This is a genomic window from Bradyrhizobium sp. MI1.10 (genome assembly GCF_055811035.1).
Genome location: NZ_JBVVPN010000047.1, coordinates 28,836 through 50,132, shown reverse-complemented (window position 1 = coordinate 50,132; position 21,297 = coordinate 28,836). Strand labels below are relative to the sequence as shown.

At 65.3% G+C, this 21,297-nt stretch carries 16 protein-coding genes; 11 read left to right on the top strand and 5 right to left on the bottom strand.

Features of this window, described 5'->3' with window-relative positions; translation table 11 throughout:
* Positions 1-201 precede the first annotated feature (201 nt).
* From AC0L3K_RS33650 to AC0L3K_RS33635, 4 genes are read right to left on the bottom strand one after another with little or no spacing between them, the layout of a single operon-like run.
* Positions 202-936, bottom strand: a complete 735-nt coding sequence (locus tag AC0L3K_RS33650; RefSeq protein WP_007597984.1) for a response regulator — start codon at positions 934-936, stop codon at positions 202-204.
* Between the two features lie 10 nt (positions 937-946).
* Entirely contained in the window at positions 947-2,692 is a 1,746-nt protein-coding gene (locus tag AC0L3K_RS33645) for an ATP-binding response regulator (protein ID WP_007597982.1), read from the bottom strand.
* On the bottom strand, positions 2,662-4,692 hold the full coding sequence (locus AC0L3K_RS33640) for a sensor histidine kinase (protein WP_007597974.1): 2,031 nt from the start codon (positions 4,690-4,692) through the stop codon (positions 2,662-2,664). The genes AC0L3K_RS33645 and AC0L3K_RS33640 overlap by 31 nt, the downstream gene beginning before the upstream one ends.
* 54 nt (positions 4,693-4,746) lie before the next feature.
* On the bottom strand, positions 4,747-5,742 hold the full coding sequence (locus AC0L3K_RS33635; RefSeq protein ID WP_354200167.1) for a TRAP transporter substrate-binding protein: 996 nt from the start codon (positions 5,740-5,742) through the stop codon (positions 4,747-4,749).
* Positions 5,743-5,927: 185 nt separating this feature from the next.
* Here AC0L3K_RS33635 and ugpB point away from each other — a divergent pair, with 185 nt between their 5' ends.
* The 10 genes from ugpB (at position 5,928) to AC0L3K_RS33585 (ending at position 17,172) form a co-directional block, all read left to right on the top strand.
* The gene (gene ugpB, locus AC0L3K_RS33630; protein WP_354127110.1) at positions 5,928-7,268 is read left to right on the top strand and encodes a sn-glycerol-3-phosphate ABC transporter substrate-binding protein UgpB; all 1,341 of its coding nucleotides are present in this window, start codon (positions 5,928-5,930) and stop codon (positions 7,266-7,268) included.
* A 190-nt stretch (positions 7,269-7,458) separates the two neighbouring features.
* On the top strand, positions 7,459-8,406 hold the full coding sequence (locus tag AC0L3K_RS33625; RefSeq protein WP_473367619.1) for an aminoglycoside phosphotransferase family protein: 948 nt from the start codon (positions 7,459-7,461) through the stop codon (positions 8,404-8,406).
* A 395-nt stretch (positions 8,407-8,801) separates the two neighbouring features.
* A complete protein-coding gene (locus tag AC0L3K_RS33620) occupies positions 8,802-10,424 on the top strand; it encodes an ABC transporter substrate-binding protein (RefSeq protein ID WP_354200165.1) in 1,623 nt (540 codons plus the stop codon).
* A 239-nt stretch (positions 10,425-10,663) separates the two neighbouring features.
* A complete protein-coding gene (locus AC0L3K_RS33615) occupies positions 10,664-11,677 on the top strand; it encodes an ABC transporter permease (RefSeq protein WP_106941332.1) in 1,014 nt (337 codons plus the stop codon).
* Between the two features lie 9 nt (positions 11,678-11,686).
* Entirely contained in the window at positions 11,687-12,586 is a 900-nt protein-coding gene (locus tag AC0L3K_RS33610) for an ABC transporter permease (RefSeq protein WP_354127039.1), read from the top strand.
* A 103-nt stretch (positions 12,587-12,689) separates the two neighbouring features.
* The gene (locus tag AC0L3K_RS33605) at positions 12,690-14,447 is read left to right on the top strand and encodes a dipeptide ABC transporter ATP-binding protein (protein WP_007597964.1); all 1,758 of its coding nucleotides are present in this window, start codon (positions 12,690-12,692) and stop codon (positions 14,445-14,447) included.
* A gap of 19 nt (positions 14,448-14,466) precedes the next feature.
* Positions 14,467-14,646, top strand: a complete 180-nt coding sequence (locus AC0L3K_RS33600) for a DUF4089 domain-containing protein (protein ID WP_007597962.1) — start codon at positions 14,467-14,469, stop codon at positions 14,644-14,646.
* A gap of 7 nt (positions 14,647-14,653) precedes the next feature.
* Positions 14,654-16,051, top strand: a complete 1,398-nt coding sequence (locus AC0L3K_RS33595; RefSeq protein ID WP_219678982.1) for an AtzE family amidohydrolase — start codon at positions 14,654-14,656, stop codon at positions 16,049-16,051.
* A 1-nt stretch (position 16,052) separates the two neighbouring features.
* Positions 16,053-16,445: an oxalurate catabolism protein HpxZ gene (gene hpxZ, locus AC0L3K_RS33590; RefSeq protein WP_007597958.1), complete on the top strand. Its 393-nt coding sequence runs from the start codon at positions 16,053-16,055 to the stop codon at positions 16,443-16,445.
* Between the two features lie 4 nt (positions 16,446-16,449).
* Positions 16,450-17,172 (top strand): GntR family transcriptional regulator, encoded by a 723-nt coding sequence (locus AC0L3K_RS33585; RefSeq protein WP_219678988.1) that lies wholly within the window; start codon positions 16,450-16,452, stop codon positions 17,170-17,172.
* A 111-nt stretch (positions 17,173-17,283) separates the two neighbouring features.
* Here AC0L3K_RS33585 and atzF read toward each other — a convergent pair whose 3' ends face one another.
* Positions 17,284-19,089 carry an allophanate hydrolase gene (atzF, locus tag AC0L3K_RS33580; protein WP_473367623.1) on the bottom strand — a complete coding sequence of 602 codons (1,806 nt, stop codon included), beginning with the start codon at positions 19,087-19,089 and terminating at the stop codon, positions 17,284-17,286.
* A gap of 306 nt (positions 19,090-19,395) precedes the next feature.
* On the opposite strand from atzF, the gene AC0L3K_RS33575 reads away from it, so the two are divergent.
* Entirely contained in the window at positions 19,396-21,252 is a 1,857-nt protein-coding gene (locus AC0L3K_RS33575; RefSeq protein WP_473367618.1) for a feruloyl-CoA synthase, read from the top strand.
* Positions 21,253-21,297 lie beyond the last annotated feature (45 nt).

The window sequence follows — 21,297 nt, the reverse complement described above, 5'->3', positions numbered from 1 at the left end:
ATGAGGCGACAAGCGGAGGCGCCGGGAACGTATTTCGGGCTTTTGCGTTCGCGCTCCCGTGTCGTCCTGGACAAGCGAGCGCTGATCCAGGACCCATTACCCCAGGGAGGAGTTTGACGACGACTGTGGATCACCAGCCGTCTCCCAAATTACCCGTCGGGATAATGGGTCCTGGCTTTCGCCAGGACGACAATGGGGCCGCTACGCCTTCTCGCCCGCCGGCGAGAACAGATAGCCGCCGCCGCGGATGGTGCGGATCACGGCGGGTTTTGCCGGATCGGGCTCGATCTTGCGGCGGATGCGCATGATGCGCAGATCGACGGCGCGGTCGAAGGCTTCGGCGTCGCGCGCGTTGGCCAATTCCAGCAGGCGCTCGCGCGACAGCACGCGCTTCGGATTGGCCGCGAACACTTTCAAGAGCCCGAACTCGGATGCTGTCAGCGGGTGCTCGTTGCCCTCGTCGTCGCGCAAGGCCTGCGCTTCGAGATCGAGCCACTTGGTCCCGAACCGCACCAATTGCTCCTTGTCCGATTTCGCAGCCGCCGTTTCCGCCACCGCTTTCGCCGGCGCGCTCCGGCGCAGCACCGAGCGGATGCGCGCCATCAGCTCACGCAGCTCGCACGGCTTGGCCACGTAATCGTCCGCGCCGAGCTCGAGGCCGACGACGCGGTCGATCGGGCTCGCCGTCGCCGTCAGCATGATCACCGGCACGTTGATGCGGCTCTTGAGGTCGCGGATGATCGAGAGCCCGTCTTCCTCCGGCATGTTGAGGTCGAGCACGACGAGGTCGGGCATGCTGCCGTCGATCGCCGTGCGCAAGGACTTGCCGCCGTCGCACAGCGTCACGGTGAAGCCGTGCATCTTGAGGTAATCGCCGACCATCTCCCGGGCCGGGGCCTCGTCGTCGACGATCATGATGTGCTGGCTTTGGGTCATGGTCCTGAGATCACGGTATTTCGGTCGCGGGGAGGGTGATGGTGAAGGTCGAGCCCTTGCCGGGGCCCTCGCTCTCGGCGGTCACCTCGCCGCCGTGCATGTCGATAATACGCTTGACGATGGACAACCCAAGCCCGGTCGAGCTCTCGCCGGCGGTCGGTTTTGCCGACAGCCGCTGGAACCGGCCGAACAGGCGGCCGAGATCCTCCGGCGACAGGCCGGCGCCCTCGTCGCTGACGCGGACGATGGTGTCGCCGCCCTCATGGCTGACGATGACGCCGATCTTGCCGCCGATCGGCGAGTATTTGATGGCGTTGCTGATCAAATTGTCGATCGCCTCGCGGATGCGGTCGGTGTCGCACATGGTGACGATGTTGACGGGCGCGGTGACGCTGATCGCCTGCTGCTTGTTGACGGCGAGCGGCTGGTTGGCCTCGGCGACCTCCTTGACCAGAGCCGCGACGTCGACGGGCTCGCGGCGGATGGTGATGTCGAAGGCATCGGCCATCGCGTCCGAGATCAGATGATCGACCATCGTGGTCAGGCGCTTGGTGGCATCGCGGATGTGATCGACCTGGGCCACCACGCCGCTTGACGACGCGCCGGTCGAGATCAGCTCCTTCAGCATCTCGGTGCGGCCGAGGATGACGCCGAGCGGGTTCTTCAGATCGTGGGCAACAGTGCCGAGGATCTCGTTCTTGAAGCCGTTGGCGCGCTGCAGCCGCAGCCATTGCGCCGAGAGGCGGCGGTTGGCCTGCATCAGCGCGCGGGTGCGCTGGGCGACGCGGTCTTCCAGCTGGGTGTTGGCGGCCTGGAGCTGCTGGTAGAGGATGACGTTGTCGAAGGCGATCGAGAGCCGGCTGGAGAAGATCTCGACCAGCGAGCGGTCGGTCTCGGACAGCTCGCGCTCGGCCTGCAGCAGCACCACGACCTCGCGTCCGCTTCCGGTGCGCAAATAGATCACGCTGCGGTGGTCGGCGAATTCGTTCTTGCGGCCCTGGAAAGCGGCTTCCACCATTGCGCGCAGATCGGGGTCGAGCGCCTTCGACGAGGTCGTGCCGATGAAGCGGCTGTAGCAGCCGCTGCCGGCGAGCACCGAGAGCTCGGGGTCGATGCCGCCATTGTCGCGCAAGACCAGGATGCCGGCGCAATCGACGTTGAGCAGCGAGGCGAGCTGGGTCAGCACGCCCTCGGCGAGCCGTTGCATCGACTTGAAGTCGTACAGCGTGGAAGCCGCGTCGATGATGATCTCGAGCCCGCGCCGGGTTTGCAGCATGCGCTCGAGCTGCTGGTAGGAGCGCAGCGCCGCGGTCAGCGATGTGAACAGCTTGTCGGCGGTGAGCTCGGTCTTGGCCTTGTAGTCGTTGATGTCGTACTGCACGATCACGCGCCGCTCGGGCGCCTGGCCGGGCTGTCCGGTGCGCAGGATGATGCGCACGGTCTCGTTCTTGAGCTCGTTGCGGATGTACTCGACCAGCTCGAGGCCGGCGACATCAGTCTCCATGATGACGTCGAGCAGCACGGCAGCGATGTCGTTATGCGCGGCCATCAGCTTGCGACCTTCGGCCGCGGAATGGGCGGAGAGGATCTCCAGGCCCTGGCCGTTGAGATTGTAGTCGGACAGCGCAAAGCGCGTGCCGTCATGCACGGCCGGATCGTCGTCGATGACGGCGATCTTCCATTTCCGGGCGTCAACATCCTCCGATGCGGTACCGGTGTCGTCGATCAGGTGGAGGACATCGTCCTGTTCGGCCATTGAGAAGTCCCGTCAGTCTCTGTGCTTTGCCCGCCGCCCCTGGCGACCCGGGGCATGATAATGCGAAATGTGGTGCCTTGTCCCAGCTTGGATTCCAACATCATGCGACCGCCGAGCTGCTGGGTGACGAGGTTATAGACGATATGGAGGCCGAGTCCCGTGCCACCTTCATTGCGCCTGGTGGTAAAGAATGGGTCAAAGGCCTGGCGCTGCACGTCGGAGGTCATGCCGGCCCCGTCATCGGTGAAGATGATCTCGACGTCGTCGGCCCCGCGGGGGCGCGCCGAGATCGTGATCGTGCCGGCGCGGCCGTCGGCAAAGGCGTGGTTGGCGGCGTTGAGGAACAAATTGGTCAGGATCTGGCCGTAGGAGCCGGGATAGCCGTCGAGCAGCAGTCCCTCGGGCATGTCGACATGGAGCGTGATCGGCGACCGCTTCAGCACTGGGCGCAGGCTCGCGATGATCTGGTCGGTGGCTTCGCTGAGTGAGAACTGCCGCCGTTCGGCATGGGAGCGGTCGACCGCGACCTGCTTGAACGACTGGATCAGTTCGCCGGCGCGCTGCAAATTGGCGACGAGCTGCTGCGAGGCGTCGCGTGAGGACTGCACGAATTCTTCCAGCTGCGAGCGGCGCAGGCCGCCTTCGCCCTTGAGCTGGGCCTCGAAGATTTCGGTGCGCCGGGCAAAACTCGACGCAACGGTGAGGCTGATGCCGATCGGATTGTTGACCTCGTGCGCAACGCCGGCGACGAGGCCGCCGAGGGCTGCGAGCCTCTCGGCATCGATCAGATTCTGCTGCGCGGCGTTGAGCTCGAGCAGTGCACTCTCGGCTTTCTCCTTGGACGCGCGCAGCTCGTCCTCGGTCTGGCGTTTCGCGATGGCGTTTTCGCGGAACACTTCCACCGCGCGCGCCATGGCGCCGACTTCGTCGCGCGCGCGCGTGCCCTGCACCTCGCGGCCGAGGTCGCCGAGCGTGATCGCGCGCATCGCCGCCATGATCTGCTGCAGCGGCAGCCGGATCGACAGCGCGATCAGCACGCCGGCGGTGAGAATGATGCCGAGGAAGATCACGGCGATGGAAAGAACGCGACGGGAAATGTCCGCCAGCGTGCGGTCGAACGTCTCCTGCGCCTTCTGCTCGCGCTGGCGCATCTTGGTGGAGAGATCATCGATGGCGCCGATCGCCTCGGCCTGGTTGGCGTCGATGGTGTTGCGCAGCAGCTCGGTGCGGTTCGTGAGCTGCTCGGAGAGCTTTGCAAAGCCTTCGCGCAGCGCGGCGGTCCGGGCCGCGAGTCGTCGCAGCGCCATGCGCTGGAGGTCGTTGTCGGCGAGATCGATCATCACGGGGATGGTCTTCTCGATCGTCTCGGTGTTGCGGCGGGCGTCGTCGGCCGCACCCGATGACAGCGACAGATAGTAGGAATTGGCCGCGACCAGCATCGCGGTGAAGGCCTCGCGCGACTTGCCCAGCGAAGGCCAGATCAGCGCGTCGCGATGGCCGGTGGCGCCTTCGATGATGGAGTAGAGCCCGGCCATGTCTCTGGCCGGTCCCTGCACCTGATCCTCATAGGTCCTGGCGATGGTCGCCTGCACGCCGCGCAGCTCGCCGAAGCCGTTGAGGAAGCGGTCGGTGGTGCGCTCCAGCTCCTCGACCGAGCCCGACAGCATCGGGTCCTTGGCGGCTCGGTTGCTCAGTGTCCCCAGCACCGCCTCGCGTAGCAGCAGGATCTCGGCGAACAAATCGGGGCTCGGCTGGTTGATGTAGCGGTGGATCAGATTGTGCAGCCGTCCCGTCTCGCTTTCGAGCAGCGCCAGGATCCGGTCGGACTCGCGCACCTGGCGCACGTCGTCCCAGGCCGAGCCGAGCACCTGCGAGCCGTTCCAGATCAGCCCGACCAGCACGATGACCACGGCGGAGTTCAGCGCCGCGATGGACAGGATGCGCCAGCGGATCGGCACGGCCCGGAGCATGCCGACCAGCCGCGCGCGCAGCCGCCCCATCGGGCCCGGCGACCTGTCTGCGTGCTCGCTGTGTCCAAGCCCGGGCAAGTGGCCTCACTCCACCTTGCGAATGCGTTCGATCAGCGCGGCCGCGGCCGGATCCTGCCCGGCCTTGGCGTAGATCGCGACCATCGCGTCTTCGAACGGCTTGCGGTCGATATCCCTGACGATGGTGACGTCCGCTGCTTCCGCCTTGCGCTGCGACTGCTCCTCGAGGTCGCGCCATTTCTCGCGCATGAACCGGCTGGAGCGCTGCGCGGCTTCCCTGAAGATGGTCTGGTCGTCGGCCGACAGGCTCTTCCAGGCCTTCAGCGAGATCACCAGCACTTCGGGGCTCATCGTGTGCTCGGTGAGCGCGAGGTAGCCGGCATGCTTGTAATGGTCCGTCGTCACGTAGGAGGGCCAGTTGTTCTCGGCGCCGTCGATCAAATGGTTGGCAAGTCCGGCGAGCACCTGCCCATAGGGCATCTCGACCGGCTCCGCGCCGAGCGCGCGGATCATCTGGCTCATCAACTCCGACTGCTGCACCCGGATCCGCAATCCCTTGAGGTCCGCGACACCCCGCACAGGCCGGACGCCGTTGTAGATCGACCGCGCGCCGGAATCATAGAAGGCGAGGCCAACGAAGCCATATGGCTCGAAGCTGCCGAGGATCTCGCTGCCGATCGGCCCGTCCAGCACCTTCTGCATGTGCTCGATGGACCGGAACAGGAACGGCATCGCCAGCACGTTCATCGCCGGGACGAAATTGCCGATCAGCGCCACATTGGTCCGGTTGAGGTCGATCGCACCGACCCGGGTCTGCTCGATGGTCTCCTTCTCCTCGCCGAGTTGGCGGGAGTGAAACACCTTGACCTCGTGCCGGCCGCCGCTGCGCTCGGCGATCAGGGCGCCCATGTAGCGCAGCGCCTGCACGGTCGGATAATCCTCGGTCTGGGTGTCGGCCGCGCGGAATTCGCGCGCAGCGGCTCCCGTCGCGCAGATGGCGATCAGAAGCGCGACGAAAACCACCCCGGTCCGCGAGCGTTCGGCACGGTTCAACACTGGCACACTCAACCCCTCAGTGGTGGAGTCTATGGCGGGAGGAAAAGGTTCAATGCAATCTAGCAGATGGTCGTGGGAAGGCCATCCCGCCCGGCGCAGCGGCGTGATTGTGCGGCGCGGCCGGGGCTCATTCCCGGTTGAAACCGCAAATGCCGCGCCTTAAGCAGGGACAGCCGCTTTCGTCGTGCGGCATGGAAAGAGCCATCGTGACTTCAGCATCGCGCCTTTTGCAGGTCGTCGCCGCCTTTGCGGTCCTCTCATTGGCCGCGCCGGTGCGTGCCGCGACCGACATCGCGTGGTGGCACGCCATGTCCGGCGAGCTCGGCCGGCAGCTCGAGAAGCTCGCCTCCGACTTCAACGCCTCGCAGCCGGACTATCGCGTGGTGCCGACCTACAAGGGCAATTACACCGAGACGGTGACGGCCGCGATCTTCGCCTTCCGCTCGCGCAGCCAGCCCGCGATCGTCCAGGTCAACGAGGTCGCCACCGCCACCATGACGGCGGCCAAGGGCGCGATCTATCCCGTGTTCAGCCTGATGCGGGACATGAACGAGCCGTTCTCGCTAAATGACTACCTTCCTGCCGTCTCCGGCTACTACACCGATGCGGCCGGCAATCTTTTGTCCTTTCCGTTCAATTCGTCGACGCCGATCCTCTATTACAACAAGACCATGTTCCGCGACGCAGGGCTAGATCCGGAGACGCCGCCGAAGACCTGGCCGGAGCTTGGTGCTGCTGCGAAACGCCTGCGCGATCGCGGCGCGGCGTGCGGCTTCACCACGTCCTGGCCGTCCTGGATCCATGTCGAGAATTTCTCCGCCTTCCACAATCTGCCGCTGGCGACGCGGACCAACGGCTTCGCCGCGCTCGATGCCGAGTTGACCATCAACAATCCGTCTCTGGTGCGTCACGTCTCCGAGCTCAGCGAGTGGCAGAAGACCAAAGTGTTCGACTACAGCGGCCGCGGCCAGTCGGCCGAGCCGCGCTTCCAGAACGGCGAATGCGGCATCTTCATCGGCTCCTCGGCGACGCGCGCCGACATCAAGGCGAATTCGAAGTTCGAGATCGGCTACGGCCTGATGCCGTATTGGCCCGACGTGAAGGGCGCGCCGCAGAACTCGATCATCGGCGGCGCCACACTTTGGGTGCTGCGCGATCGACCGCGCGAGGAATACAAGGGTGTGGCGCGATTCTTCGCTTACCTCTCGCAGCCTGGCGTGCAGGCCGCGTGGCACCAGAACACCGGCTATCTGCCTGTGACCCGCGCCGCCTTCGAGCTGACGCGCGCGCAAGGTTTTTACGAGCGCAATCCCGGCTCGGCGATCTCGTTCGAGGAGATCACGCTGCATCCTCCGACGGAGAATTCGAAAGGCATCCGGCTCGGCTCCTTCGTGCTGATCCGCGGCGCGATCGAGGACGAGCTGGAGCAGGCCTTTGCCGGCCGCAAGAGCGCGCAAGCCGCGCTCGATGCCGCGGTCGAACGCGGCAACAAAATCCTGCGCCAGTTCGAACGCGCCAGCCCGGATCGGTAGCGGGCGCTGAGCGCACGCCTCGTCCTTCGAGACGCCCGCTGGCGCGGTCTCCTCAGGATGAGGCTAAGCGGCTTCGCTGCCCGCCAAAATTGTTGTCGCGCACTCCGTCCTCATCCTGAGGAGCCCGCCAAAGCGGGCGTCTCGAAGGATGGGCCGCGGGGAAACTACTCTTGAAATGCATTAGGTTACGATGTCGATGTTACTCCCCCACTTCGCCGACGCCGAGAGCTTTCGCGCCTTTCGCGCCGACCCTCCGCGATGGCTCTCCGTCGCGCTCGACATCGCCCGCAGCCACGATCTCGATGTCAGCGCGCCGCACGTGTTTACCACCGGCACCAATCTCGTGGTCGGGCTCGGCGATCGCTTGATCCTGAAAATCTTCCCGCCGCTGCTCCGCGCGCAATTCGTCTCCGAGCACGGCTCGCTGACCCAGCTTGCCGGCCGCCTCCATCTGCCGATCCCCGAGATCGTCGCCGAAGGCGAGCGCGACGGCTGGCCTTATCTCGTCGTCACACGCCTTGCCGGCACGCTTGGTTCGGAGGCCTGGCCGCAATCACCTGAAGCGCAGAAGGAACGCGTGCTGCGCCAGATCGGCGAGACCATCGCGTCCGTGCAGCGCGCTCCGCTCGGCCCGCTCGCGCAAATCCAGCCGCGCTGGGAAGACTTCGTGCGCGCCCAGATGCAGGGCTGCAAGGCGCGCCACACGCGTCTCGGTCTTGCGCCGAAATTCCTCGCCGGCCTCGACGATCTCCTGCGTGATGCGGCAAAACTGATTCCGACGGATGCGCCGCCGGTGATCCTGATCGGCGAATACATTCCGGAGAACTTCCTGCTCGCCTGCGACGACGGCCAATGGTCGCTCGCCGGGCTCTTCGACTTCGGCGACGTGCTGGCGGGATGGCGCGACTACGATCTGCTCGGCCCCAGCGCCTTCATGGCAGCGGGCCGGCCGGGGAGGGTGCGCAGCCTGCTCGAAGGCTTTGGCTACGCCAAGCCCGACTTCGCGCTCAAGCGCCGCCTGATGGCGCTGATGCTGCTGCATCGCGCCAGCGACCTCAACAGCCACATCTGCATCGAGGGCTGGCAGGACAAGGCGAACGATCTGGTCGAGCTGCAGGAGCTGATCTGGGCAGAGTAATTCACCGCTGCCGACCTCATCAACGCTGTCGTCCTGGACAAGCGCAGCGCTGATCCAGGACCCCTTACCCCAGGGCGGGGTTTTGCGAAGACTCGTGGTTGCCAGCTTCGCGCCGCAACTTCTCCCTGGGGTAATGGCTCCTGGCTTTCGCCAGGACGACGGCGGTTCAATAAGCCGCCCGCCAAACAAGCGAAGCTCAATTCAGCTTATTTTATGAGCAAATGCGCATCTTTGTATGCAACGCCCCAAATGATTGGCCCTTGATCGACGGTCCGGTCAATGGCTGTTTCATGTAGATATATCAGTGGCTTATGCTGGTTTAAACGCTCCTTAAGCCTTGGCACGAACCTTGCGAATCCAGTTCCAACCAGAAAACTTTGTGTTGGAGCCATTTCATGAAGCGCCGCGATTTCCTCAAGTCCGTTTCCGGATTGGCCGCAGGCGCGGCGCTTCCGGCCATGCCGTCCGTGATCTCGTCGGCCAAAGCCGATGCGCGCTCGGAGACGCTGCTGATCGTCTCGGAAGGCGGCCCCAACAATCTCGACATCCACGGCGTCGGCACCAACGTGCCCGGCTACGAGGTGTCCTGGAATTGTTACGATCGCCTGCTCAGCCACGAGATGAAGACCGGCCCCGGCGGCGTGCCCTATTACGACCGCGACAAGTTCAAGGGCGAGCTCGCCGAGGACTTCAAGATCGACGACATGTCGGTCACCTTCAAGCTGAAGAAGAACGCCAAATTCCACGACGGCGCGCCTGTCACCGCCAAGGACGTGAAGTGGTCGCTCGACCGCGCCGTCAGCGTCGGCGGCTTCCCCACCTTCCAGATGAGCGCGGGCTCGCTGACCAAGCCTGAGCAGTTCGTCGTGATCGACGACTACACGGTGCGTGTCGACTTCCTGAAGAAGGACAAGCTGACGATCCCCGATCTCGCGGTGATCGTGCCCTGCATCATCAATTCCGAACTGGTGAAGAAAAATGCCAGCGAAAAAGATCCGTGGGGTCTTGAGTACACCAAGCAGCAGACCGCGGGCTCCGGCGCCTACAAGGTGACGAAGTGGACAGCCGGCACCGAAGTGGTGATGGAGCGCAACGACGACTGGGTCGGCGGCCCGCTGCCTAAGATCAAGCGTGTGATCTGGCGCATGGTGCCGCAGGCCGGCAACCGTCGCGCGCTGCTGGAGCGCGGCGACGCCGACATTTCCTACGAGCTGCCGTTCAAGGATTTCCAGGAGATGAAGGCGAGCGGCAAGCTCAACGTGGTGTCGCTGCCTTTCTCCAACGGCATCCAGTATATCGGCATGAACGTGACCAAGCCGCCGTTCGACAATCCCAAAGTGCGTCAGGCGGTCGCCTACGCGATTCCCTACCAGAAGATCATGGACGCGGTGATGTTCGGGCTGGCCAATCCCATGTTCGGGGCTGCCAAGGACAAGCCGACCGAAGTCGCCTGGCCGCAGCCGCACAAATACAATACCGACATGGACAAGGCGAAAGCGCTGCTGGCCGAGGCCGGATACGCCAACGGCTTCGAGACCACGATCTCGTTCGACCTGAATTTCGCGGGCGTCAACGAGCCGCTCTGCGTGCTGGTGCAGGAGAGCCTGGCCCAGATCGGCATCAAGACCACCATCAACAAGGTGCCCGGCGCCAACTGGCGCACCGAGTTGAACAAGAAGGAGATGCCGCTCTTCACCAACGTGTTCTCGGGCTGGCTCGATTACCCCGAATACTTCTTCTACTGGTGCTATCACGGCAATAATTCCGTCTTCAACACCATGAGCTACAAGTCGGCGGAGATGGACAAGCTGATCGACGGCGCACGCGCAGCCGCCGCCACCGGTGACACCGCGACCTACGACACCGACGTGAAGGGCTTCGTCGACCTCGCCTACAGCGACATCCCGCGCATCCCGCTGTACCAGCCGTTCGTCAACGTCGCGATGCAGAAGAACATCAGCGGCTACCAATACTGGTTCCACCGGAGGCTGGATTATCGCGCGATGGCGAAGGGGTGAGGGCGGATGGCGGGCGCTGTCCTTCAGAGTGAGGTGAGCACGCTCTTCGGGCTCCCTCCCCCCTTGTGGGGTCCGAGGCGAGCGAAGCTCGCTCTCGAGGTTGGGGAGAGGGGTAGCCACAACCTCAGACCTCTCGCGGAGCCACCCCCCTCCCTAGCCCTCCCCCACAAGGGGGGAGGGAACGCAGTGGAGCGAGCCGCGCGAGCGTGCTCACCAGCGCAGCCCAGGAGGAGCACCCCATGCTGACCATGATCGGCAAGCGCCTGATGTTCGCGATTCCCTCGTTGATCGGGGTCGTCATCGTCACCTTCCTGCTGACCCGCGCGCTGCCGGGTGATCCCGCCGCCTATTTCGCCGGCCCCGCCGCGACGAAGGAAGCCGTCGAGCAGATCCGCAAGAAGCTCGGCCTCGACAAGCCGCTGATTGAACAGTTCTTCCGTTACACCAACGATCTCGCCCATGGCGATTTCGGCAACTCGCTCACGACGGGCCAGCCGGTCGCGGCCGAGATCCGCAACCGCCTGCCGGCCTCCGCCGAGTTGACGCTGCTCGGCCTCATCGTCTCGATCGTGATCGCCATCCCTCTCGGCGTGCTGGCGGCGACGCGGCCGGGATCGTGGGTCGATCATCTCTGTCGCATCACGACGACGGCCGGCGTCTCGCTGCCGGTATTCTTCACCGGTCTCGTGCTGGTCTATGTCTTCTATTTCCGGCTCGGCTGGTCGCCCGCGCCGCTCGGCCGGCTCGATGTGTTCTACAGCGCGCCGCCGACGGTCACAGGCTTCTATCTGATCGACACCCTGATCGCACGCGACTTCGAGGCGTTCCGTTCGGCATGCAGCCAGCTCATCCTGCCGGCGACGACGCTTGCGATCTTCTCGCTGGCGCCGATCGCGCGCATGACGCGCGCCTCGATGCTGGCGGTGCTGTCGTCGGAGTTCGTGCGTACCGCGCGCGCCAGCGGCCTGTCGCCGGCGACCGTCATCGTCACCTACGCCTTCCGCAACGCGATGCTCCCCGTCATCACCACGCTGAGCATGGTGTTCTCCTTCTTGCTGGGCGCCAACGTGCTGGTCGAGAAAGTGTTCGCCTGGCCCGGCATCGGCTCCTATGCGGTCGAAGCGCTGATCTCGTCGGACTTTGCTCCGGTGCAGGGTTTCGTGCTGACCATGGCGGTCATGTACGTGCTGCTCAATCTCGTGATCGACATTCTTTATGGGGTGATCGATCCGCGCGTGCGCTTGGAAGGGTAGGGGGACACAATGAGCACCGTTGCGCCTGCTGTTGAACCTGTCGGTCCCGCGCGGACCTCGGGATTCGTCGCGCTCCTCGACCAGACCCGCTACGTGCTCGGCGAGAACAAGGTCACCGGTTTTGCCTTCGCACTGCTGATCGTGATCCTCCTTGCCGCGATCTTCGGCCCCTATGTGGTGCCGTATGACCCGCTGGCGTCCGACACCGCGGCGTCGCTGAAGCCGCCGTCGGCCGCGCACTGGTTCGGCACCGACCAGTTGGGCCGCGACATCTTCAGCCGGGTCGTGGTGGCGACGCGGCTCGATACGTTCATCGCGGTCGCTTCGGTCGTCCTGGTGTTCCTGATGGGCGGGCTCGCCGGCATCGCGGCCGGCTATTTCGGCGGCTGGACCGATCGCATCGTCGGTCGCATCGCCGACACCATCATGGCGTTCCCGCTGTTCGTGCTCGCCATGGGCATCGTCGCAGCCCTCGGCAATACCGTGCAGAACATCATCCTGGCCACGGCAATCGTGAACTTTCCGCTCTACGCCCGCGTTGCGCGCGCCGAAGCCAATGTCCGCCGCAACGCCGGCTTCGTGCAGGCCGCGCGGCTGTCCGGCAACGGCGAATTCCGCATTCTCCTCGTGCATATCCTGCCGAACATCATGCCGATCATGATCGTGCAGATGTCGCTGACCATGGGCTACGCCATCCTCAATGCCGCCGGTCTCTCGTTCATCGGCCTCGGCGTCCGTCCGCCGACGGCGGAATGGGGCATCATGGTCGCCGAAGGTGCCGGCTTCATGGTGTCAGGCGAATGGTGGATCGCGCTATTCCCGGGCCTCGCTCTGATGATCGCCGTGTTCTGCTTCAACCTCCTCGGCGACGGCCTGCGCGACATCGTCGACCCCCAGCGGAGGACGTGATGGCTGGATTCCGCGCAAATTTTTGCTCAAAATTCTCCAATGATTTCAATCCCGTTCTACTGTGCATGGGGTTGTTTTCGACGTTTTTGTTTGGGAGGCACCCATGACCGCCCAGCCGCTGCTCGACGTCCAGGACCTCACGGTCGAATTCACCACCCGCCGCGGCATCGTCAAAGCCGTCCAGCACGTCAACATCTCCGTTGCCAAGGGCGAGACGCTGGCGATCGTCGGCGAGTCCGGCTCCGGCAAATCGGTGACCTCCTATGCCGTGATGCGCATTCTCGATCGTGCAGGGCGGATCGCCGAGGGCTCGGTGATGTTCTCGGGCATCGACGTCAAGGCCGCGACCGAAGACCAGATGCGCGATTTGCGCGGTCGCGAAGTCTCGATGATCTTCCAGAACCCGCGCGCCGCGCTCAACCCGATCCGGAAGGTCGGCGACCAGATCGAAGACGTGCTGCGCACCCATGTGCAGCAGGCCATGGTCTCGGACCGCGGCGAAAAGGCGATCGAGGCGCTGGAGCAGGTCAAGATCGCCCGCCCGCGCGAGCGCTATCACGCGTATCCGTTCGAATTGTCCGGCGGCATGTGCCAGCGCGTCGTCATCGCGCTCGCGCTTGCCTGCAATCCGCAGCTGCTGATTGCGGACGAGCCGACGACTGGATTGGACGTCACCACGCAGAAGGCGGTGATGGATCTGATCGTCGAGCTGACCAAGCGCAAGGCGATGTCCACCATCCTGATCACGCATGATCTCGGCCTCGCCGCAGCCTATTGCGACCGCGTCGTGGTGATGGAAAAGGGCCGGGTGGTCGAGACCGCAAAGGCCGCCGACATCTTCGCCAACCCGCAGCACCCCTACACGAAGAAGCTGATGCGCGCGACGCCGCGGCTGGGCGTGAGCCTGCGGGATCTGTTGCCGGAGGAGGAGACTCTTGCCTCTCCCAGCACCGTGTCCGCGGAAGCAGCCCCTCACCCCAACCCTCTCCCCGTGAAGGACGGGGAGAGGGAGAAGACGCCTCTTCTCCTCATCGACAAGCTGGTCAAGGAATATCCCCGCCAGGGCGCGACCGCCACGCTCGGAAAATTGTTCGGCCGCAAGCCGCCGGTCGAGCCGGATGTGTTCCGCGCGGTCGACGGCATCAGCTTCACGGTCGGCCATGGCGAGAGCGTCGGCCTGGTCGGCGAGTCCGGCTGCGGCAAATCGACCACGTCGATGATGGTGATGCGGCTGCTGGACCAGACCTCGGGCCTGATCCAGTTCGACGGCGAGGACATCGGCGCCATCGCGCCCGCCGGCTTTGCCCGGCTGCCGCAGCGCAGCCGCATCCAGATGGTGTTCCAGGATCCGACCGACAGCCTCAACCCGCGCTTCACCGCCGTGCGTGCCATCGCCGATCCCATCATGCAGCTTGGCGACATCAGGGGGCGGGACGCGCTCCGCGCCCGCTGCGAGGAGCTCGCCACCATGGTCGGCCTGCCGCACAATCTGCTGGATCGCTTCCCGCACCAATTGTCGGGCGGCCAGAAAGCCCGCGTCGGCATCGCCCGCGCCATTGCCCTGCACCCGAAACTCGTCATCCTGGACGAGCCGACCGCCGCGCTCGACGTCTCGGTCCAGGCGGTGGTCCTCAATCTGCTCCAGGACCTCAAGGCGCGGCTAGGTATGAGTTATCTGTTCGTCTCGCATGATTTGAACGTAGTGCGCTTGCTGTGCGATCGTGTCATTGTCATGCGGTCGGGTCGAATCGTCGAGGAAGGATCTTCCGAGAGGGTCTTGAGCGATCCGCAGGACGATTACACCAAGGAGCTGTTGACGGCGATCCCGCATCCGCCGCTGCAGACACTGGGCGCACACTGAGAGCTTGTTTGGGAGCGTGATGGCCGAACCGCTGGACGATTATATCGACGCTGTTACGAAAGCGTTGGCGTTGCCTGTCGAGGAAGCATGGAGGTCGTCCATTCGCGCCAATCTCGAGGTCTCGCTACGGCTCGGCCGCTTCGTCGACGAATTCGCGCTGCCGGATGAGACCGAGCCGGCGCCCGTCTTCACGGTCTGACGCCGCCATGACGACCAAGCCAGAGATGACGGCCTCCGAGATCGCGAGCGCGGTTGCGGGCCGCAAGATGTCGGCGCTCGATGCGACCGAAGCAGCGCTTGCGCGTATCAAGCAGCACGACACCATCCTCAACGCCTTCACCGACATCACCGCCGATCGCGCCCGCGCCAAAGCGCGCGCGATCGATGCCGACATCGCCGCCGGCAAGACCGTCGGCCCATTGGCCGGCGTGCCCTTCGCGGTGAAGAATTTATTCGACGTCGCAGGCCTCGCCACCCGCGCCGGCTCGAAGATAAACCGAGACCGCGCGCCCGCGACGCGCGATGCCACGCTGATCGAGCGTATGGAAGCGGCTGGCGCCGTGCTCGTCGGTGCGCTCAACATGGGCGAATACGCCTATGACTTCACCGGCGAGAACGTCCATGACGGTCCCTCGCGCAATCCGCATGATACCACGCGGATGAGCGGCGGCTCCTCCGGCGGATCCGGCAGCGCCGTCGGCGGCGCGCTGGTGCCGATCGCGCTCGGCTCCGACACCAACGGTTCGATCCGCGTGCCGTCCTCGTTCTGCGGCATCTTCGGCCTGAAGCCCACCTATGGCCGGCTCTCGCGTGCGCGCTCCTTCCCGTTCGTCGCGAGCCTCGATCATCTCGGCCCGTTCGCGCGCTCCGCCACCGATCTCGCGCTCGCCTACGACGCGATGCAGGGGCCGGATGCGGACGACGCCGCCTGCACCACCACACGTGGTCTGGAGCCGACGCTGCCGCTGCTCGCCAATCCGGTTTCGGACCTGCGCATCGCAATCGCCGGCGGGTACTTCCAGCAGAATCTGTTTCCGGAAGCCGTCGAAGCCGTCAGCCGCGTCGCCAAGGCGCTGGGCGCAACGCGCGTGGTGGACGTGCCGGAAGCCGCGCGCGCCCGCGCGGCGGCCTATGTCATCACCACCACGGAAGGCGCCTCGCTGCATCTCGACCGGCTCCGCAAGCGGCCGAACGATTTCGATCCCGCCGTGCGCGACCGGCTGATCGCGGGCGCTATGGTGCCGGCGCCGCTGGTCGACCGCGCGCAAAAATTCCGCCGCTGGTATCGAACGCAACTCGCCGAGATATTCAAGTCGGTCGACGTGCTGATCGCACCGGCGACGCCGTGCACCGCGCCGAAACTCGGCCAGATCAATTTCAATCTTGGCGGCGTCGAGCTGCCGGTGCGCGCCAATATCGGCATCCACACCCAGCCGATCTCCTTCATCGGCCTGCCTGTGGTTGCCGTGCCGGTGCCGCTCGAACCGCTGCCGATCGGCGTGCAGATCATCGCCGCGCCATGGCGCGAGGACATCGCGCTGCGCGTCGCATACGCGTTGGAGAAGATGGGCGTCGCCGCCGCGCCCAGCGCAAAAGGATTTTGAGATGGAGATCGATCTCCCCGACGTGATCGCGGACGTCAAAGCCGCGTTCGATCGCTATGAGCAGGCGTTGATCACCAACGACGTCGCGGTGCTCGGCGAGCTCTTCCGCAACGATCCCCGCACGCTGCGTTATGGCATCGGCGAGAATCTCTACGGCTATGAGGCGATCTCCGGATTCCGCGCCGGGCGCTCGCCGGTCGGCCTCAATCGCCGCACCGCGAAAACCGTGATCACCAGCTATGGCCGCGACACGGCGGTCGCCTCCACCCTGTTCTATCGCGACACGATGCCGGGCAAGGTCGGCCGGCAGATGCAGACCTGGGTAAAATTCCCGGAGGGCTGGCGCGTCGTCGCCGCCCATGTCAGCATCATCGACGAGTCGAAAGAGACCTGACCGTATGACGCTTGACGATCTTCCGCCCGGAGCGCTGCCGGCCGATCCGGCGGTGCCGCGTGTCGACCGGGCGTCACCATCAGCTCACAAAATCACGCGCGCCGAGGAGCTGCGCCTGCAGCTCGCCGACGAGATCGTGCGCGGAGCTCTGCCGCCCGGCGCGCCGCTTGACGAGACCGACATCGCGCGCCGCTTCAGCGTCTCGCGCACGCCGGTGCGGGAAGCGCTGCGCCAGCTCGTGGCAAGCGGCCTCGTCGAAGCACGCGCCCATCGCGGCGCGGTGGTGGCACAGCCTTCGTTCGAACGGCTGACGGGCATGTTCGAGGCGATGGCGGAGCTGGAAGCGCTGTGCGCGGGTCTTGCCGCCGAACGGATGTCAGCTGCCGAGCGTCACGGCCTCGAAGCCATTCACGAAGAGCTGCGGGTGTTGAGCTACGCCGGCAATCCCGAGCGCTTCCACGAGGTCAACGAGCGCTTCCACAACGCGATCTATGCGGGATCGCAGAACGGCTACATCGCCGAGATCACGCTGGCGACGCGCGTGCGCGTGCAGCCGTTTCGTCGCGCCCAGTTCCGCAACCTCGGCCGATTGGCAAAGTCGCAAGCCGAGCACGACCGCGTCGTCGTCGCCATCATGCGCGGCGACAAGCAGGGCGCCGCCGCCGCGATGCGCGCGCATATCGAGCTGGTGCGCGGGGAGTACGAGATCTACGCGGTGTCGGTGTAGGGCCGCGCGCACGGTGCCGTAGGATGGGCAAAGGCGCAAAGCGCCGTGCCCACCATCTACCCAAGCTGACGGTGATGGTGGGCACGCTTCGCTTTGCCCACCCTACGAGAACTATGCCGTAGCGGCTTCCGCCATAAACTTCCGCCATCCACCATAAGCCGTGATATCTCGCGCCTCGCCCAGCACCTCGGGCTCGACGAGAAATCCCTTCACGCTGCGGCCATCCGCCAGCCGCACGGTGCCAATCGCCATCGGCGCGGGAATCGCGTTGACGAACTTGCCGAAGGCGGACGACGACAGCATCCAGATCTCCAGCTCGATCGACGCGCCCTTGCCGGTTTCGACGCGCAGCATGCCCGGCTTCGGCGGCGTGGTCTTCAATGCGTAGAGCTTGTAGTCCGCCGCGGTCCTGGTCGCCTCGATCAGCTGGCCGTTCAGCGCTTTCAACTCGCCGTTCAACGCCATGCCGGACAGATGCGCGCCGACCACGGCGATGGGAATCTCGTCGATGCCGTTTGCGGCAAGCGGCGCCAGCGCTGCTTGCGCCACGCCCTTTGCGCCAAGCGTCAGTTTGGTATCGGCATGAAACACGCGTCCGATGCTCGCGAGCAGCGCGTCGTGGCCCGTGGGTGCAAGGAGCGTGATGCCGAACGGGATGCCGTCGGCGCGCATCGCCGCCGGCAGCGCGAGACCGCAGAGGTCGAGCAGATTCACAAAATTGGTGTAGGTGCCGAGCCGGCTGTTGAGCTCGATCGGATTGGCCAGCACCTGCGCGGTCGTATAGGCCGTCGGCGCCGTCGGCAGCACCAGCGCGTCGATATTGGTGAAGGTTCGCTCGGCGATCTTGCGCAGGCCCTGCAGGCGATAGAGCGCGGAGAAGGTCTCCGCCGCCGTCAGCCGCGCGCCGGCAGCAGTGATCTCGCGTGTCACCGGATGGATCGCATCCGGCGCGGACGCCAGCAGGTCGCGGATCACGAGATAGCGCTCGGCGACCCACGGTCCTTCGTAGAGCAGCCGCGCCGTCTCGTAGAATGGCTCGAGGTCGAACTCGACGAGGGTTGCGCCAAGCGCGATCCAGCGCTTCAACGCGTCAGCGTAAGCCGCTTCCGCCTTCTTGTCGCCGAAGAAGATCAGCTGTCCGCTGCGGGGCACGCCGAGGCGCAGGTTTGCCGGGAGCGGGGTGATCGCGCCAAGCGGCCGGTCGCGCGAGAACGGATCGGCCTGGTCGGGACCCGCCATCACGGAGAGCGCCAGCGCGGCGTCGTCCACGGTCAGCGCGAACACCGAGATACAGTCCAGCGTCCGGCAGGCCGGCACCAGGCCAGCGGTCGAAATCATGCCGAGGCTCGGCTTCAGACCAACGATGTTGTTGAGCATCGCCGGCACGCGCCCGCTGCCGGCGGTGTCGGTGCCGAGCGACAGCGGCACCAGCCCGGCGCCGACGGCGGTAGCCGATCCCGAGCTCGATCCGCCGGGAATGAGGTCCTCACGGATCGCGTTTCTGGGGATGCCATAGGGCGAGCGCACGCCGACAAGGCCGGTCGCGAACTGGTCGAGATTGGTCTTGCCGATGATGATCGCGCCGGCGGCGCGCAGCCGCGCAACCGCGGTCGAATCGTGTGTCGGGATGTACGAGAAGGCCGGGCACGCCGCGGTGGTCGGAAATCCCAGCGCGTCGATATTGTCCTTCACCACGACCGGCACGCCGTAGAGCGGCAGCGTGGCGGCCTCCTTCGCGACGAGCTTCTCGGCTTCCGCGATCGCGTCGTTTTCGTCGCGCAGGCTGATGAAGACGGCGGGATCGTTGTGGTCGCGGATGCGCTGATAGGTGCGCGCGACCGTCTGCGCCGGCGTGAGCGTGCCCGCGCGGTGCGCGGCCACGATCGCGGCGATCGTTTCAGGCTGCTCAGCCCCCATTTCAGCCCTCATGGCGACAAACTCCGGCTACGTCTCTTCACCCGGATCGAAGCAAGCGATGTGCCATTGTGTACAGAATCCGGGCAGGACAAGTGCTGCGGATGTTATCGAGAGATCAGTGGCTTGGGGGATATTTCGAGCGCCGGCTGGCCTGCGTGTCAGCGCCCTGTTACGGGCATTTGCGCAAATAATGGGCAGCTCACCGGGCCCGAGCTTGCGCCCCAACAATTGTCGTGGCCAACATGCTGGCCAACGCGGTCCCGACGAGGCTGCGGTCGGTCCCGGCTCCCGGGCGAGGAGGAAACCATGACAGCCGCCCCTCGCGGTGATGCTTCGAGCCTGTTCGCGACACCCAGAACCGTTGCCGAGCATCGCGCCGACGGCAGCATCGTGCTGCGCTCGCCCGAGCCGCTGCGCGATGGCGCGCGTTGCGTCGGCGACTGGCTGGAGCAATGGGCGCGGCAGAGGCCTGATACGATTTTCCTCGCGGAGCGCAGCAGTGCCGAAGCGCCATGGACCACCGTCACCTATGCGCAGGCGCTCCGGCAGGTGCGCGCGACAGCGTCCTGGATTCTGGCGCAAGGTCTCAGTCCGGAGCGCCCGCTCGCGATCCTCTCCGACAACAGCATCGATCATGCGTTGCTGGCATTGGCGGCCCAGCATGTCGGCGTGCCCTCGGCGGCGATCTCGCCGGCCTATTCGCTGATGTCCAAGGATTTCGACAAGCTCAAGAGCATGATCACGCTGCTTGAGCCCGCCGCGATCTATGTCTCCGCGACGAGGCCGTTTGCGGCGGCGCTGGCCGCGATCAAACCGCTGCATAGCGCGCAGATCATCAGCGGCAATTCAGACGATGCCGATGCGCTGGCCTTTCGCACCATCGCGGCAACGCCGGAGAGCCCCGACGTCGCAACGGCCTTCGCCGCAGTGACGCCCGATACGATCGCGAAATTCCTGTTTACCTCGGGCTCGACCGGCACGCCGAAAGCCGTGATCAACACCCAGCGCATGCTGACGTCGAGCCAGCAGGCCAAGGCGCAGACCTGGACGTTTCTCGAACAGGGGCGCGACGATCTCGTCATTCTCGACTGGCTGCCCTGGAGCCACACCTTCGGCGCCAACCACAATTTCAATCTCGTGCTGCGCAATGGCGGCTCGCTCTATATCGACGGCGGCAAGCCGGCGCCCGGTCTGTTTGCGATGTCACTCGCCAATCTCAGAAGCGTGATGCCGACGGTCTATTTCAACGTGCCGCGCGGCTTCGACATGCTGATCGCGGCGCTGCGCGGCGACGGGGAACTGTGTCGCCGCTTCTTCAGCGAGGTGAAATTCGCGTTCTACGCCGGTGCCGCGTTGCCGCAGAATCTCTGGGACGCGCTCGAAGAACTCTCCGTCAAGACTGTTGGCCGCGCGATGCCGATGGTCTCGGCCTGGGGCTCGACCGAGACCTCGCCGCTGGCCACCGACTGCCATTTCCTCGCGGAACGCTCGGGCAACATCGGCGTGCCTATCCCCGGCACCGAATTGAAGCTCGTCACCTCGGGCGACAAGCTGGAGGTGCGCGTGCGCGGCCCCAACGTCACGCCGGGCTATTGGAAAGCGCCGGAGCTGACCAGGCAGGCGTTCGACGACGAGGGATTTTATCTCATCGGTGACGCCGTGAAGTTCGCCGATGCGAAGCGGCCCGAGCGCGGCCTGTTCTTCGACGGTCGCGTCGCGGAGGATTTCAAACTCAATTCCGGCACCTGGGTCAGCGTCGGCACGCTGCGCCTCGCCGGCATCGCCGCGCTGGCGCCGCTCGCGCAGGATATCGTCATCACCGGCCATGGCGGCGACGAGGTGCGCTTCCTGGTGTTTCCGAACATCGCTGCGTGCCGCGCGCATGCCGGCCTGCCTGAGACCGCAGGCGTCAACGACGTGCTTGCGCATGACAAGGTCAGAGCCGCGATCGCGCAGGGTCTGGCGAAGCTCAAGCAACACGGCGCCAACTCCTCCGGCCACGCCACGCGCGCCCTGCTACTCGTCGAACCGCCGTCGGTGGACGGCGGCGAGATCACCGACAAGGGCTACATCAACCAGCGCGCGGTGCTGACGCGACGTGCCGATGCGGTAGCGCGGTTGGATCACGATGCGCCGGGCGAGTGGATCGGTTGCGTCAGATAGCCCGTCCACGCCTGCGCTAGCAGCTCTCGTGCCCCGGCTCTGCGC